At 67.9% G+C, this 15,642-nt stretch carries 11 protein-coding genes, 2 pseudogenes and 1 CRISPR repeat array; of the genes and pseudogenes, 9 read left to right on the forward strand and 4 right to left on the reverse strand.

What is annotated here, in order from left to right:
• Nucleotides 1-5: 5 nt before the first annotated feature.
• Nucleotides 6-734 carry a BBE domain-containing protein gene (locus BN6_RS09885; RefSeq protein ID WP_148302798.1) on the forward strand — a complete coding sequence of 243 codons (729 nt, stop codon included), beginning with the start codon at nucleotides 6-8 and terminating at the stop codon, nucleotides 732-734.
• A 231-nt stretch (nucleotides 735-965) separates the two neighbouring features.
• On the opposite strand, the pseudogene BN6_RS09890 reads toward BN6_RS09885, so the two are convergent.
• Nucleotides 966-1,727 (reverse strand): annotated as a pseudogene (locus BN6_RS09890) (IS701 family transposase); the annotation flags it as partial.
• A 164-nt stretch (nucleotides 1,728-1,891) separates the two neighbouring features.
• Here BN6_RS09890 and BN6_RS09895 point away from each other — a divergent pair.
• From BN6_RS09895 to BN6_RS09925, 7 genes are all read left to right on the forward strand, one after another.
• Nucleotides 1,892-4,126: a CRISPR-associated helicase/endonuclease Cas3 gene (locus tag BN6_RS09895; RefSeq protein ID WP_015099449.1), complete on the forward strand. Its 2,235-nt coding sequence runs from the start codon at nucleotides 1,892-1,894 to the stop codon at nucleotides 4,124-4,126.
• Nucleotides 4,123-4,839, forward strand: coding sequence for a type I-C CRISPR-associated protein Cas5c (gene cas5c, locus BN6_RS09900; protein WP_015099450.1), 717 nt, complete (start codon nucleotides 4,123-4,125; stop codon nucleotides 4,837-4,839). The genes BN6_RS09895 and cas5c overlap by 4 nt, the downstream gene beginning before the upstream one ends.
• A 4-nt stretch (nucleotides 4,840-4,843) precedes the next feature.
• Nucleotides 4,844-6,766 (forward strand): type I-C CRISPR-associated protein Cas8c/Csd1, encoded by a 1,923-nt coding sequence (gene cas8c / locus BN6_RS09905; RefSeq protein ID WP_015099451.1) that lies wholly within the window; start codon nucleotides 4,844-4,846, stop codon nucleotides 6,764-6,766.
• 17 nt (nucleotides 6,767-6,783) lie between these two features.
• Complete coding sequence (gene cas7c, locus BN6_RS09910) at nucleotides 6,784-7,656, forward strand: type I-C CRISPR-associated protein Cas7/Csd2 (protein WP_015099452.1); 873 nt, start codon at nucleotides 6,784-6,786, stop codon at nucleotides 7,654-7,656.
• Nucleotides 7,657-7,971: 315 nt separating this feature from the next.
• Nucleotides 7,972-8,262: a CRISPR-associated endonuclease Cas2 gene (gene cas2, locus BN6_RS09915; protein WP_015099453.1), complete on the forward strand. Its 291-nt coding sequence runs from the start codon at nucleotides 7,972-7,974 to the stop codon at nucleotides 8,260-8,262.
• Nucleotides 8,263-8,981: 719 nt separating this feature from the next.
• Nucleotides 8,982-9,884, forward strand: coding sequence for a tyrosine-type recombinase/integrase (locus tag BN6_RS09920; RefSeq protein ID WP_051075959.1), 903 nt, complete (start codon nucleotides 8,982-8,984; stop codon nucleotides 9,882-9,884).
• Nucleotides 9,877-10,164, forward strand: coding sequence for a hypothetical protein (locus BN6_RS09925; RefSeq protein ID WP_015099456.1), 288 nt, complete (start codon nucleotides 9,877-9,879; stop codon nucleotides 10,162-10,164). The genes BN6_RS09920 and BN6_RS09925 overlap by 8 nt, the downstream gene beginning before the upstream one ends.
• A 42-nt stretch (nucleotides 10,165-10,206) precedes the next feature.
• Here the strand turns inward: BN6_RS09925 and BN6_RS09930 are convergent, their stop codons facing one another.
• Both BN6_RS09930 and BN6_RS09935 read right to left on the reverse strand, forming a co-directional pair.
• Nucleotides 10,207-12,090: a hypothetical protein gene (locus BN6_RS09930; RefSeq protein WP_015099457.1), complete on the reverse strand. Its 1,884-nt coding sequence runs from the start codon at nucleotides 12,088-12,090 to the stop codon at nucleotides 10,207-10,209.
• Nucleotides 12,091-12,765: 675 nt separating this feature from the next.
• Nucleotides 12,766-13,240: direct repeats of the CRISPR family, unit length 38 nt; unit sequence GCAGCGCTGGGAGCCCGCTTCCAGCGAGGATCGCAACG.
• Nucleotides 13,241-13,595: 355 nt separating this feature from the next.
• Nucleotides 13,596-14,804, reverse strand: coding sequence for a site-specific integrase (locus BN6_RS09935; protein ID WP_231905383.1), 1,209 nt, complete (start codon nucleotides 14,802-14,804; stop codon nucleotides 13,596-13,598).
• A 292-nt stretch (nucleotides 14,805-15,096) separates the two neighbouring features.
• Between BN6_RS09935 and BN6_RS46555 the strand changes: the two genes are divergently transcribed.
• Entirely contained in the window at nucleotides 15,097-15,246 is a 150-nt protein-coding gene (locus BN6_RS46555; RefSeq protein ID WP_158509359.1) for a hypothetical protein, read from the forward strand.
• Here the strand turns inward: BN6_RS46555 and BN6_RS43410 are convergent.
• Nucleotides 15,214-15,600, reverse strand: a pseudogene (locus tag BN6_RS43410) (P27 family phage terminase small subunit); the annotation flags it as partial. The gene BN6_RS46555 and the pseudogene BN6_RS43410 overlap by 33 nt on opposite strands.
• Nucleotides 15,601-15,642: the final 42 nt, after the last annotated feature.

Below are 15,642 nucleotides of genomic sequence, written 5' to 3' on the forward strand. Positions count from 1 at the left end.
CCGCCTTGGTCCGAGGATGGACCGCCTGGCACACCGAGCCGACCACACCACGTGAGATCCGCAGCGTGGTCGAACTGCTCAGCGACCGCGGCAGCCCCGCACCACCCGCCGTGACCGGCACGTTCATCGGCACCCCCGCCGAACTGCACCCGGTACTGGACCGGATGGTCGCCGCGATCGGCCTACCCGAGACCCAGCGGACCCTCGTGCCGACCGGCTACGTGCAGGCCGCTTCGGAAGCCGAACGGTGGGGCGGCGGCACCTGGGGGGCACGGGTCGCCTTCGCCGCCAAGTCCCACATCGTCCGTACCCCGATCATCCCTTCGGCGGCACAGGACCTCGCCGACGCCGTCGACAGGATGCCCGAGTGCCGTGGAGCCGGCGGGCTGCTCATCGAGGCTCTCGGCGGCGCGGTCTCCGACGTCGCACCGACCACGACGGCCTTCCCGCACCGCACGGCGATCGGCGTGGCGCAGTACCACTCCTACTGGGACCAGACCACCGAACCCGACCACGTCGACCAGCGCCTGACCTGGCTGCGCGAGGTGCACGCCACCATGCAACCCCACCTGGGCACCGGCGGCTACACCAACGGCATGGACCCTGAGCTGGCCGACTGGCTCATCGCCTACCACGGCGACAATCACCCCAGACTGCAACGCATCAAGGTTACCGCGGATCCGGACGACTTCTTCCGCTTCCCCCAGTCGATCCCACCCGCCCACAACGCCTGACGCCCACAGGCCCTCGACGCGGTCAGGTCAGGGGGCGAGAGCCGAACGAGCGGTGTGACTCGAGATTGAGGAGGATCGGCTGCGTCCGGCGGCCAGGCGGCCGCCGATGACGAAGGCGTTGAGGGCGGGCTTCCAGCGGATCAGCGGTCTGGACGGGTTGTCGGTAGGTGTGGCAGATGCCGGTCCAGGCGGCGAGTAATCGTTGGAGTTGGCGCAGGACGGCGTAGAGGGTCAGGCCTGCGCAGGGGCTTTTGGGGTGCGGCGCAGCTTCGTGCAGACGGCCTGGGCGACCGAGGCCAGCGTGACGTGGCGGTGCCAGCCGGTCCAGGAGCGGCCTTCGAAGTGGTCCAGGCCCAGGCCGTCCTTGAGTACGCGGTGGTCGTGCTCGATGCGCCACCGCATCTTGGCCAGTTTCACCAGGTCCCTCAGGCGGATGTCGGCGGGCAGGGTGGAGAGCCAGTAGTCGGTGGGCTCGGCCGCGCCGGTGGGCCATTCGGCGAGCAGCCAGCACTCGGGCAGGTTGCCGTCCGGGTCTTTGGGGATGTGCCGGTTGGCGGGTCGGATCCGCAGCGCCAAGAAGCGGGACCGCATCCGGCCGGTGGGGTTGCCCGCGCTCTTGTGGGAGCCGTGGCGCCAGACCACGAACCGGCCCGCCGACCGACCCACGTCCATGACCAGGGTCTTCAGATCGGTCGGTGGGTCGGGGTAGCGCGGCACCGGCCGACGGCCGACACCGTTGTAGGCGGGCGTCACCGGGGACGCCCCGGCCGGGTGCGCGGTGGCGATCGGATTCACCGCCAGGACGTAGGTCAGGCCGCGGTCGGTCAGCCCCTGCCGGAACCCGGAGGCGTCGCCGTAGCCGGCGTCCGCGACGACCGGCCGGCGGGGCAGTCCCCAGTCGTCGACGATCTCGTCGAGCATGTCCAGCGCCAGCCGCCACTTCTCCCGGTGCCGCTGGCCCTCGGGGATCGCGCACCGGGCCCGCCGGGCCCGGGGCGTGTCCGGTTCCTGGTCGTGTTGCCCGCCAATTCTATTGGTCCGCAATTTTCGTAGTGAGTAGGTCGCCCGTCACTCGATCGGGTGACATCTGGCTCGGTTTCCGTCCGAGGACGGGGGGAGCGTCGGTTTTTGTCGGGGGTGGGGAGTAGGACAGGGCCGTGTCGATCGACGAGAACGATCTGTACGCGCACAGCGAGAACAAGTCCGGTACGCCGCACGACTTGACCGAGCACCTGGTGAACGTCGCCCGCTTGGCGGGGGAGTTCGCGGGGGTGTTCGGCGCGGCGGCGTTGGGGTGGTGGTTGGGGGTACTGCACGACCTGGGCAAGGCAGCCGACGTTTGGCAGCAAGGGTTACGGGTCGCCGCGAGGACGCAGGCACGGGTGAACATCGATCACAAGGCGGCGGGGACGAGGTTCGCTGTCCGGTTGGGGTTGTGGCGGTGGGCGATGGCGGTGCACGGCCATCATGGCGGGTTGACCACACCTGTGGAGCTGCAGAGATTCCTGACCAGTCCCAAGAGTAACCATGCTGCCGAGAAACAGGCGCTGGACAGGATGGCGGCGCTGGTGCCGCAGCTGGGGGTGCCGTCACGGCCCGAGCTGCCCGAGTGGGCACGCAAGAACGAGTCGGCGGGGGAGTTGCTGCTGCGCATGGTGTTCTCGGCGCTGGTGGACGCGGACTTCCTCGACACCGCGCAGCACTTCCGGCCGCAGGACGCCGAGGTCGACACGGCCCTGTGTTCCCCTGGCGTCGAGGTGCTGCTGGGCCGTTTCGAGGCAGGCCGCAGGAAGGCGCTGGACCAACGCCCCGCAGCGGCTTTGGTGGACGGGCCGCGTGAACGGGTCTACCAGGATTCCGTGCGAACGGCCTCGCTGCCGCAAGGGTTCTTCCGGCTCGGGGTCCCCACCGGGTTCGGCAAGACGTACGCGATGGCAGGATTCGGCCTTCACCACGCGAAGAAGCACGGCCTGCGTCGGGTGATCGTGGCCGTGCCGTACTTGTCGGTGACCGACCAGGTCGCCGAGGAGTACCGCACCCTGTTGGACCCCGACAGGACCGGCCAGGTTGTCCTTGAGCACCACAGCGGCGTCGACCTGGATGCCGTGCGACAGCGGGCGGCGCATGGACATCGGGGGCGCTCCGCGCGATGGCAGCGCCTGGCTGCGGAGAACTGGGACGCCGAGTTCATCGTGACCACGACCGTGCAACTGCTGGAATCCCTGCATGACCGGCATCCCGGCCGGATGCGCAAGCTCCACCGCTTGGCCGGATCGGTGATCGTGATCGACGAGGTTCAGGCGTTGCCGGTCCACCTGCTTGAGCCGGTGCTGCTGATGCTGCGCCAGTTGGTCGAGCACTTCGACGTGACGGTACTGCTGGTGTCGGCGACGCAACCGGAGTTCTGGGATCTTCCCGTGCTCGAAGGCAGGGAGCCGGTCGATCTCGTGGACAACGTGGAGGAGCTGTACACGGGACTGCGCCGGGTGCGGTACCGCTGGTGGACCGAGGCACGACCGAGTCTGACGGAGGTCGCCCGGGAAGTGGCGGAGAACCGACGGGCACTGGTCGTGGTGAACACCACCGACCACGCTCGCACGGTGTTCCGGCAGTGGGAAGCGATGTCCGAGACCGGATCCCTCGCCTCGGAGGTGCAGCTTCGGCATCTGTCGACCCGCATGTGCTCACGCCACCGATTGGATGTCATCAAGGACATCCGGAAGTTCCTGGCGGAGGACGTGGACGTCCTGGTCGCGTCGACCCAGCTCATCGAAGCCGGGGTGGACCTGGACTTCCCGTTGCTGTACCGGGCGATGGCGCCCGCCGAGGCCCTGTTGCAGGCGGCGGGCCGCTGCAATCGGGACGGTCGCCTCGGCCACGAGGGCGGCTTGGTGGTCGTGTTCGACCCCCGGGAGCCCGGCCGGCCGCCGACGTACGAGTTGCCGCTGCACGAGACCCGTATCCACTTCGGGCCCGGCCGCGCACAACCGGACGACCTTGCCGCGCTCCGGAGATACTTCCCGGCGCTCTACGAGTCGCTGGGCCCGGAGGCGTTGGGCCATGCGGTGGTCACGGCCCGCGAGGAGTGGGACTTCGTGCGGACGGCCGAGCTGTTCCGCATGATCGCCGACGACACCGTGCCCGTCCTCGTCGACTACACCCCCGCCAAAGATCCCGTGCAGCGCACCCGCGCGGACCGCGTCGTCACCGCACTCAAAGCCGGGAATCCGGTCAGCGCCACCGAGATGCGCCGCCTCCAGCCGTTCCTGGCGACGGTGCCGCGCACCGCACTGTCGGACAACCGCCTCGTACCTCTCGCCGGCAACCTCCACCGGTGGACCGGCCCGTACCACCCCCACTTCGGCATCGACCTGACCTCGGAGAAGTCGTGACCAGACCACGCAGGAACGAGACCACCGACGCGCCGGTGACCCTCGTCGTCACCGGCGACTACGCCTGCTTCACCAGACCCGAATCGAAAGCCGAACGGATCAGCTACCCGGTGATGACCCCCAGCGCGGCCGTCGGCGTGCTGGAGTCGGTGTTCTGGAAGCCGGAGTTCGACTACGTCGTTCGCCGCATCGAAGTGCTGCGCAAGATCCAGTGGTTCCGCATCCGCCGCAACGAGACCGCCAACCCTCCCGCCCTGTCCACGATCCTCAAGCAGGGCAAGCAGTTCCACTACGACGCTTCCGCTGACCGGGACCAACGGTTCACCCTGGCGCTGCGCGACGTCGCCTACCGCATCCACGCCGACATCCGTCTGCGTCCTCGCGCGAACGAAGGATTCCGCAAGTACCTCTCCCAGTTCGAGCGGCGTGTCGAACGCGGAGCGAGCTTCAGCCACCCCTACCTGGGCTGCCGCGAGTTCTCCGCCACCGACTTCCGTTCCCCAGACCCCGGCGACACACCCATCGTCCACAACGAAGACCTCGGGGTGATGCTGCTGAGCATCGACCGCTCCACCGGCACTCCCCGCTCGCTGTGGTTCACCGCCCGCCTGGACAACGGGACCCTCGCGGTGCCGAAGGACGGAATCCACGACCCCTCCCGCGACGCACTGGTCGCAGCAGACCCCGCCACAGCGATCTCCCCGGCCGGGTGATCGCGTGTACCTGCGACGCCTCCGCGCCTTCGCCCAGAACAACGACGAGATGCCACCGCCCTACTACACCTGGAGCGCGGTGCGGTGGATGCTAGACCTCGACGTCCACGGCAACCCGCTCGGCAACCTCGTCGACCTGGCAGTCCCCGACGAGCCCGCCCGCCGCAACGGCAGACGCGAACTCGTGCCGAAACTCCAACGCTCCGGCACGGGCCCACAACCCCTGCTCGCGTGCGACGACCTCAAGAACGCGCTCGGCTGGACCAATCCGACGCCGACCGGCACGGAGCCGCCGCACAAGGAGACCCTGCGCGCCCAGACCTGCCACGATGCCTTCACCGACCTCGTGACGACCTGGTCCGACACCTGCCCGCACGACAGGGGTGCCCACGCGCTGGCGGCCTTCCTCACCGCCGACGGTCCACAACAACTGTCCCGGCCCGCGAAGTACACGAACAGTGACCTCGTGATGTTCCGCGTCGACCGCACGCCCGTGCACCGGTCGCCGGCAGCACTCGACCACTGGACCACCGTCGCCCAAGACCGCAAGAGCAGCGGCGAGATCGGGCTGTGCAGTGTGTGCGGCGAACCCGGACGACTGGTCGACACATTCCCGCGACAGGTCACCGCAGGCCTGATCCCCAGCATCGGACACGATCCCGACAGCCGCAGCAAGAACCGGCCCCAGCCGTCCGCCGTCACGCTGGCCAGCATGAACAAGCCCGCGCTCGGCTACGAACTCAGCACCCAACTGACCCACGCGCCGATCTGCGCCACCTGCGCCGAATGCAGCGTCGCCGCGCTCGGCCACCTCCTCCGACACCGCGACCACACCCGCCGCGTCGGCGACACCGCCCTCACCTGGTGGCTGATCGAAGCCCAGCCCGGCACCGAAGCGCCCATCCGCCACGTCTTCGACCCGGACGCCCAGGCGATCGAGGGGCTGCTCGCGGCACTGCCACCGGAGGACAGCACACCCGTCGCCGACCCCCGACAACTGGTCAAACGCATCGGCGGCGTACTGGACAGCCCCCGCCACGGCCACCCACACGAGGAGACCGGCACCGGCATGTTCTGCGCCGTCGCAGCGTCGGCCAACAAGACCAGGCTGATCCTCCGCGACTGGATCGACATCCCACTGCCCGCAGCCGAGCGCGCCGTCGCACGGTGGTTCCGCGACCACGCCGTCATCAACCCGTGGACCGGACAACTGGAGCACGTCTCCCTGTATCGACTCCTGCTCGCGCTCGGCCGCTGGGACACCCGCACAAACTCCTACCTCCCCCTGGGTGACCCCGGCGCCCGCCGGCCGATCTCCGCGCAACGCGACCTGCTCACCGCAGCACTCCGCACCACACCGCTACCCGTCACCATCGCGACCCACCTCGTACAACGACTACGCGCCGACCGACGACTGGACACCCCACGCCTGGCCCTGCTGCGACTGGTCACCACCCGAACCTTCAACCCACGAAAGCAGATCCCGTTGGCACTCGACGACACCAACAACGACACCGCCTACCTTGCGGGCCGTCTCTTCGCCGTCCTGGAATCCCTTCAGTACGCCGCTAGCACCCTGGACGGCAAGAAGAAACTCAACACCACCCTGACCGACCGCTACCTCACCGCAGCCTCCACCAGCCCCGCCCGCGTCATTCCGGACCTGCTGCGCGGATCCCAGGCGCACCTGAAAAAACTGGTCACCCGCGACCGGGACGCCACCGCGACCGCACTGGTCAAGCAACGCGACCACATCGTCGGACGCCTCAAGCCGGTCCCGGTCACCCTCGACATCGCCCAACAGTGCTCATGGTTCAACGGCTACGCGGACCAACGCAACCACCACTTCGCCAGCGCCGCCGCACACAAACAGGCCACACAGGACACCGCCGACGACACCGGACTCATCCCCGTCCCCGCCGAATGACCACCCCAGGAGCAACCATGACCGAACCACACCTCGACCCGACCCGCCGCCACGACGCCGTCCTGCTCTTCGACGTCCTCGACGGCAACCCAAACGGCGACCCCGACGCAGGCAACCAACCCCGCGTCGACGTCGAAACCGGCCAAGGCCTCGTCACCGATGTCAGCCTCAAACGCAAGATCCGCGACCAGATCCCCCTCCTGCGCCCGGACGAGGCCCGCTACAAGATATTCGTCGAAGCCGACACCGCCCTCAACACCAACATCCTCCGTGGCTTCACCGCCACCGACACCCCCGTCACCAAGAAGACCACCCCCGACCAACGCCGCACCGTTCAAGACTGGCTGTGCAACGAGTTCTTCGACATCCGCATGTTCGGCGGCGTCGTCAGCACCGGCACCGGCAACGCCGGCCGAATCCGAGGCCCACTCCAACTCACCTTCGCCCGCAGCATCGACCGCGTCCTCGTCCAAGGCCACGGCATCACCCGCATCACCCAGACCACGGAGAAAGACATCACCGAAGGCGGCGAATCCACAGAGATGGGAACCAAATGGACAGTCCATTACGGACTTTACCGGGTCCACCTCCACTACAGCGCACCCCGAGGCATCGACACCCACGTCACCCCCGAAGACCTCGACGTACTCTGGAAGACCCTCACCAACCTCTTCGAACACGACCGGGCCAGCGGTCGCGGCGAGATGGACGTCAAAGGTCTCCACGTTTTCACCCACGACGACGCCTACGGCAAAGCCCGCGCCAGCCAACTCTTCAGCGACATCACCGTCAGCTCCCTCACGACGACGCCGCGAAACATCGGCGACTACAAGATCAAGCTTGCCGACACCGAACACTCTGGCGTCACCCGGACGTCAATAGTCGAGTAACCGATCGATAGTCCCGCCATCCATGGGGACTCGACAACTTCGCGTACCGAGAGCAACGCCGCGCCTCGGAGCTGCCTGGAACGCCGCGACTTGACTGTTCACCTGCTCCATGGCAACTCAAGAGTGCCTGCGGCGCGCATCCCCGACTCCTGCACCACACCGGTGCAGGAGTCGGGTTTCACAGCAGCAGTCCTGATCCGACGCTGCCTTCGACGGCGACATCTCCGCCGCTCTGCTCCCGCTGGTCCAGGCACGGCTCCTCGCCCGCCACCTGCGCGGAACCGCCGACACCTACATCCCCTGGACCGTGGCCTGATGGAACTTCTCGTCACCTACGACGTCGACTCCACCACACCCGAAGGCGAACGACGACTGCGACAAGTGGCCAAGATCTCCGAAGGGGTCGGACACCGCGTCCAGAAGTCCGTCTTCGAGGACACCTGCACTCCGGCCCACCGACCCCACCTCAAAGCACGCCTTCAATCCACCATCGACACCGAACTCGATTCCGTGCGCATCTACCACCTCGACCGAGGCACCTTTCAGACCGCCAGACACCTCGGCGCGGTGGTCGACATCCCTCACACCGGCGACTGGATCGTCTGATCCCGAGCCAAGCTCTACAGCTGCCGATCTGCTTGGGAACCACAAGCATGACGCGACACGCCGAGAGGTTCCCAAGCAGACACCGGCGTGTCGTTCCACGCTCGGGGACATACGCTGGTCGGACACGATCTGCAACCACGTGTTAGCTGGTCGGCCAGGGCAGCGCTGGGACTTGTATCCCAGCGAGTATCGCAACTTGTTGTCCGGCACGATCTCGTCGCCCTGGTGCCCGCAGCGCTGGGACCTGCGTCCCAGCGAGGATTGCAACTGCGACTGCAACGGTCGGTGCGCCAAGACGCTCCTGCAGCGCTGGAGCCTCCTGGCGAGGATCGCAACGCCCGCGCTGCTCTATGAAGGTGTGACCAATGAAGTGCCGCGAACCTCCCTGAACTTGGCGACAAATGGGTCGGACACGCGGCACCTGATGTTCGATCGGTGGCTAGGCTGTGCTGCCTGGGTGCCGCCGTGGTGCTGCTTCCGGCTGGTGGGCTTCCGGGTTTTCGGCCCGTCGACCTTCGTGATCTGCGGCTTGCGGCCGACACTCGACCACGCCCCGTCTACGGAAGTGGTGGTGTCGATGACCTCGGGAACGTGGTCCGCCCGACTTGGTCGAGGGACAGCCGTCAGTGTGGACGCGGTCGTTGCGGTTGGCGGGTTGTGTCGTGTGGGGTGAGTTGGAGCGGTTGACCCGGGGGTTGCCGCGGTCGTGGGCCGGGTTCATGAGGGACTGGGACCGGTCGTTGCGGTCGGCGAATCGGCCGGAGACGACGCGGTACAACTACCTGCTGGCAGTGTCGCAGTTGGCCCGGTTCCTCGCTGACGAGGCCGTGACGGACCTGGAGTGTGTCGCGGCGGCGGAGGACCCGGTGGAGGTGCGGCGGGGGCATGTGGAGTTGTTCCAGGTGTGGATGATCGAGTCGCGGTCGGCGGCGACGGCGTTGAACAAGCACAAGGGGTTGCAGCAGTTCTTCAAGTGGTTGTGGTTGGACGAGGAGGAGATCGAGCGGTCGCCGATGGAGCGGGTGCGGCAGCCGAAGGTGACCAGGCGGCTGATACCGGTCATCCGTGACGAGGACACCGGGCGGGTACTGGCCACATGCAAGGGCAAGGAGTTCGTGCACCTGCGCGACGAGGCGATCATCCGGCTGTACTACAACACCGGAGCGCGTCTGTCCGAAGTGGGCGATCTCCGACTAGAGGACGTCGACCTGGACCGGGACACGGTGGTGTACCGGGGCAAGGGCGGCAAGGAACGGCGGGTCCGGTTCGGGCCTCGGACGGGCCGGGCGTTGAGTCGCTACCTTCGGGCCCGCGACCGTCACGTCGCCGCCGGGTTGCCGGACCTGTGGCTGGCGGAGCGGGGTCGTCGGGCGTTGGCGCCCAACGGGATCAAGCTCATGCTCAAGCGACGCGGTCGCGCGGCCGGTGTGGCGGGGGTGCACGCGCATCGGTGGCGGCACAACTTCGCGCACGAGTGGAAGCGGGCCGGGGGAGACACCGGTGACCTGATGTTGTTGCTGGGGTGGGAGTCGGAGGACATGCCGCGCCACTACGGCGCGAGCGCCGCGGCCGAACGAGCCCAGGAGTCCCAGACACGGATGGGGATCGGTGAGAATGTCTGACCAGCGCGGAACCGGTGACGCGGACCGGCGGTTGAGGGCCCGTGCGGCGGCGCACGAGTCGTGGGCCAGGACCATCGACCGCCGTGTCCGCACGGCCAACGCGACCCAGGCGATGCTGGAGCGGTTCGAACGCGAGGTGGACCCCGAGGGCCAGTTGCCGCCGGACCTGCGTCGGGAACTGGCGGTCCACGCCCGCACCGCCCACATGCTGAGGCTGGCCCGTCGCTCGGCTGCGGTCCGACGTCGGGCTCCCCGCCGCTACGATACCGAGCCCCGGTAGCCCCAGGGCGCGTAGCCGCCTCACGCGCGCTGTGGGCCGCGGCTACAACAGGATGTCATTCGGCAGTTCGGGATCACGGGCCGCGACGCTCAACGCCGAGACCGCCTGGACAACCGCCACCACCAGCTTCCCGGTGCTCAATCCGGCCAACGAGAGACCCTCTACCTCCTCGGGTGGACCTAGCGTCCGTAGGAGGGTTGCCCCCGGTTCAGGGCAGCCTTCCAACGCTGCCTGGACCAGCGACGGGCTCGATACGACGCTCAGACGCGGGGCAGCCCACCACCCGGTGGCCTCGGAACGGAGAGCGGGCTCGTCACGCGGGTCGCAGCTGCGCAGCGCGGGAAGATCCGCGGCGTAGCGGCCCGCCGCCGTGGGGTCCAACGCGGTCACGGCGGCCAGCACCCGCCTCCGAAGCACCTGCTCGACCGTGTCGTCATCGGACACACTCACGATCACGCACGCCAACTCCGCCGGGAAGTCCACCAGGTACCGGGCGGCCTTCGCGGCGTCCTCGTCCCCCGCGGCACGAGCGGCCGCGTCGAGCAGGTCCAGGAAGACGCGGGTGGTGCTGCAGCGTGCCGCCGACGGCTTGACGACCGCCGGCAACAGGTCTTCGAGCACGCGGTGGAAATCGTCGTAGGCGTCGTCATCCTCCGAGTCGACGGCGCGCAGCACCGTCAGCACCTGCTCGGCCGCCGCCTTCACCGAACCGGACGACGAGCGCACAACCTGCTCCACCCGGGCGCTGCCCAGCGACAGCAGGATCTGCATGCCGAGGTGGTGCAACGGCTCGTACGCTGAGGAGCCGCTCATCAACTCGGCAGTTGCCTTGGTGTCGAGCAGGTCCGGGTGCAGCAAAGCCAGCCGCGCCAGCACGTGCGCCTGCGTCGCGGCGTACAGCTCGTCCTCGGCATGCTCGGCGGCCTCCTCGAACGCCTCGACGTCCAGCTCGGCGAACCCGTCGACCGCGTCGTCGATGTCGTCGCTGTCCAACTCCGCCAACCACACCCACGGCGTCTCCGCGGCGGGCAGCGTGTCCTTCCCCAACGTCGCCAACACCCGCACCCCGGCCCACAACAGCGACCGCAACTGACGGCGGGACCACGCCTCGTCCGCCTCGGGCGTGAGCTCGCCATCGCTGCGATTCCACAACAGGCCGTGCTCGGACATGAAGTCCTCGACGAGCGAAAAGCCACGCATCCGATCATCCTCGAAGCCCGTCCCGGTCTCGGCCGCGTCGGCGCGCACCACCTCCAGCAGCGCTTCGGCCAACCCGGCATCCCCGCCACCGCGGGCGACGAGCGGGTGCTGGGTCGTCTCCGCCCGGCACGCCGCGACCAGGAGACCGCCCAACGCACCGGCCAACTCCCGACCCCACGGATGCTCCGCGGAACCCGCGACGACCTCGACCGCGTCGACAGTGCGGTGATGCCCGCCCACCGGGGCCACGATGCTCGCGGCGGCGCCCACCAGCAGGTACTGGGCGGCCAACTGTTGGAGTTCGTCGGGCAGGTGTTCGAAGACGGGGAATCGGGCGGTCTCCTCGTCCAGGCGCGGCAGCCCCACGCCCGGCTCCAGGGGCGCCGTGACCCGGTCGCTGTGCACCGACGTCAGCCGCCAACCGAACAACACCGGCGAACCCGCCAGCATCCGAGCCAGGTCAAGCCCCAGACCGAGCGACCTGTCCAGCTCCTCGGTGTCGACGACCACGCCGACCCTGGCACCGCGGGGGTGGGTCAGCACCCGCACGTCGAGCAGGCCGAGCGCTTCGTCCTCGTCCTGCGGGTGCGCGTCCGCCTCCGGGACCTCGTCAACGCCACCAGACTCGATCAAATCGAGGATGGCCTGCGGACGCTGCGCGCGAACCATCTCGTCGGACGGTGTCGAGTCCGGGTCATCGAGTTCGATCCACACTGCGAACGGCACCGGACCACCCTAGGCGGACTCCCGCCGGAGCGGAGCCCATAGCGCAACAGTGCCCACCGACGGGTGAGAGGCTCCGCCTCTGCGGCACAGCCTGGCCGTGCATCACGCGAACTGCGTCGGTGACCATGCTCTGGCCGACGCAGGTCATGGCGTCACCCACGATGGCGGTGGTGAACCCGACCGACCTGATCTATGGAAGTAGCGCCGCTCGGCGACATCATGCTTTCCGGGATCCACACACCGGCTCCCTGCGTCGTACCGAGCGCAGCGAAATCCGGGCTGGCTCCCCACCTCGTCGCGATAACGTGGAACGGTGCCCTCGATGATATCCCGGAGATGCAACATCGAGCCCAACAAACGCCTCCCCGTCGAACAGTCAGTCCTGCGGCGGGCCTCGTGAAATCCTGTACCCGAGCGGAGACACCCGGACCGCCCGAAGCAAGGCCCGTCGTACCTCGATGCTGGGGCTGATCTGGGCGTGAGAGTGTGGCCGGGACTTGGGCAATCCCCACCGTGGAACATGCGAGTTACGGAACTGGAGCGATGCGCTTCGGAACCTCAAGCGTGACCAGACACGCCGGTACGTTCCGAGGCCAACGTCGGCGTGTTATCCCGGATATTGGGACCTTAAGCGAGGTCACTTCGCGACAGGGCAGTTTTCCCTGGTCATCCAGGGCAGCGCTGGGAGCCCGCTTCCAGCGAGGATCGCAACGCTGCCGTCGCGGACGTGGTCGATCGCGGTGACGCTCGCAGCGCTGGGAGCCCGCTTCCAGCGAGGATCGCAACGACGACTCGCCGGCCTTCGGGCACGCCCGCCGGCTGGCAGCGCTGGGAGCCCGCTTCCAGCGAGGATCGCAACGCCGAACGCGATGGTGCCCCGGTGGCGACGTGCTGCAGCGCTGGGAGCCCGCTTCCAGCGAGGATCGCAACGGGCTCTTGGCCGGGTACCCGGGGCACTTGGTGAGCGCAGCGCTGGGAGCCCGCTTCCAGCGAGGATCGCAACCCGGTCGGCCTCGACGAGCGCTTGGTCGACGATCTGGCAGCGCTGGGAGCCCGCTTCCAGCGAGGATCGCAACTATGTGCCGTTCGAGGACGGGGCGGACATGGTTTCCGCAGCGCTGGGAGCCCGCTTCCAGCGAGGGTCGCAACTTGTAGTTTTGGGCCTCGTCGACCACCACGAAGTCGAGCAGCGCTGGAAGCCCCGCTTCCGGTGAGGACGCACAACATGATCAGGTTGTCTGAGAATGCCGCTGTCAACAGGCAGCGTCGCTAGTACGGAGAGGTACCGTTGGATCGAGTGGATGTCCAGATCGGAAAGACTCGAGTCGTGGACACCTTTACTCGGCCTAGTACACTAGGCCACGACCTGGAAGAACAGGCCCGAGCACGTCGCTCAGTCGTTCTGCGACTGGGGGTCAAGGGGTCGCAGGTTCAAATCCTGTCGTCCCGACGGCTGTGACCAGCGGGTTCACCATGATGGTGAACCCGCTGGTTTCGTTTGGGGCTTATGTGATCGCGGTGTGGTCTCCTTCGACCCTGCGTGCGGCGTCGGCTGTGTCGAGGGCGTTGGCGATGACATCGGCGGCGTCGTGTGCGACGTGGCGCAGTAGGTGTCCGTAGACGTCGGTTGTGGTCGCGAGGTTCGAGTGGCGCATCGCTCGGGAGATCACGGCGAGCGGGACGTTCGAGTTGAGCATGGTGGTCGCGGCGAAGTGCCTCAGGTCGTGGACTCGGGTTTTCGGCAGGCCCGCGGTCGCGGCGAGTTGGTGGAAGTGGTGGAGCACGTACTCGGGTCGTAGTGGCTTGCCGTCGCGTCGGCTGAAGACGAACTCGCGTCCAGGTTGTCGGATGAGTTGGTTGCGCAGGGCGGCGACGACGCGGTCGGACAGGCCGATCCAGGCTCGGCTGCTCTTGGTCTTGGGGGCGGTCAGGACCGGCTTGGTGTTGTTGACGTTGGTGAGTGTGTAGCGGATGAAGGCGACGTGGTCGGTGAGGCTGATGTCGTCCCAGTGCAGGGCGAGTGCCTCGCCTTTGCGTAGGCCGGTGCCGATGACGACTTCGAACAGGTCCGCGAGCGGGTCGTCCTGGTTGTGGCAGTAGCGCAGGAATCGCGCCGCCTCGATAGGCGACCAGCATGCGGGTTCGTACTTGGGCGGACGGGGGACGACGGCGTAACGGGCGGGGTTGTGGGGGAGTCGTCGTTGCCGGACGGCGTCGGTGAGCGCGCTCGACAGTGTGGCTACGCATCGCCTCAGGGTGGTCTTGCCTCGTCCTCGGTCGAGTTGGTCGCCGATGAACATCATGACGTGGTGGTGGTTGAGCGCGTCGAGACGGACCGTGCCCAGCCCGGGGATCAGGTCCTTGGTGACGTAGTCGCGATAGAGGGCCGCGGTCGTCGGCTTGAGCGCCAACGACTTGTCGCGCAGCCAGTCGGTCAGGTAGGCGGCGACGGTCTGCTTGTCGTCGGTGACGATGCCGGTGCGTTCGTACTCCAGTACCGTGCCCAGCGCAGTCTGCGCCTCCGTCTTGGAGACAAACCCGCCGCGCCGCTTGGTCTTGCGCCGTCCGTCCAGGGATGGCATGTCGACGGCGAAGGTCCACCGTCCGTGCCGGCTGTTGGCCAGCTTGGGGCACTGTGCGCCGAGCTGCCTGCCGGAGGTGTCCCGGCAGCCGCATCGCCGGTACACGCGCCCGCGTTGAGGATTGCTGCTCATCACGACCTTCTTTCGTGTTCCTCGTCCAGAGGTTGGACGCGGAACACGAGCGTGCGCCGAGCGCGACCACACCGCGACCACTGGGCGCATCGTCGCAGGTGGAGCGGTCAGCAGTTGACGCCATCACAGCGGGCTTCGTGAAGTTGATGCTTCGGTGCAGCGCGCTAAGCGGCATGACCGGATGTTCGTGATGACGCGAACAAGATGGTCCTGTGGTGCTTGCCGGTCTGCGATTGGTCCATGATCGTCGCGATTTGGCGGTGTTGTCGATCCATGTTTGTAGTGCGTCGGCTTGGTCGTGCTGATCAAGGTCGCGGAGAACCGAGACGAGATTGCGCCCCGTCCGCAGGGTGGGGTGGTCCTCGCCCAGCACGCGGCGGTAGCGCGCCAGGGTGTCCTCGTCGAGATCGCGCGCGGCCCGGTGGTCGCCTGTGGCGTGTAGTCGGAGGGCGAGGTCGTTGGCGGTGCCGAGGGTGGTGGTTGGGTTCTTCACCAGCCCGCCCGATCCCTGCACGAGCAGGGCCGAGCTGTTGAGCAGGGTGGTGGCCTCGCGGTATCGGGCCAGCGCCTGGCACAGGATGGCGAAGGCGTCGGCGTCCCAGACGGTCAGGACCTTGCGGGCGACCAGTCCGGGGGCGAGCCGGTCCCAGATCGCGCGGGCCGAGTCGGACAGCCAGTCCGGCGGTTCGACCTCGGCATCGGGTGGGACCGGCTCGCGGGTGTTGATCCGGTCGGGGCGGTCACCGTGCAGCACGCGCAGCGACGTGGGCTTGGGTGCGGGTCCACGCTTGCCCACTGACCACCCCCGTCTCGTGGCAGTGGGCGAGCTGATCGGAGG

The sequence above is a fragment of the Saccharothrix espanaensis DSM 44229 genome (genome assembly GCF_000328705.1).
Taxonomy (GTDB): domain Bacteria; phylum Actinomycetota; class Actinomycetes; order Mycobacteriales; family Pseudonocardiaceae; genus Actinosynnema; species Actinosynnema espanaense.

Excerpts from the sequence above, each read along its gene's own strand:
- cas7c (WP_015099452.1), top strand. The coding sequence starts at position 6,784 with ATGACCGAACCACACCTCGACCCGACCCGCCGCCACGACGCCGTCCTG.
- cas2 (WP_015099453.1), top strand. The coding sequence starts at position 7,972 with ATGGAACTTCTCGTCACCTACGACGTCGACTCCACCACACCCGAAGGC.
- BN6_RS09920 (WP_051075959.1), top strand. The coding sequence starts at position 8,982 with ATGAGGGACTGGGACCGGTCGTTGCGGTCGGCGAATCGGCCGGAGACG.
- BN6_RS09925 (WP_015099456.1), top strand. The coding sequence starts at position 9,877 with ATGTCTGACCAGCGCGGAACCGGTGACGCGGACCGGCGGTTGAGGGCC.
- BN6_RS09935 (WP_231905383.1), bottom strand. The coding sequence starts at position 14,804 with ATGAGCAGCAATCCTCAACGCGGGCGCGTGTACCGGCGATGCGGCTGC.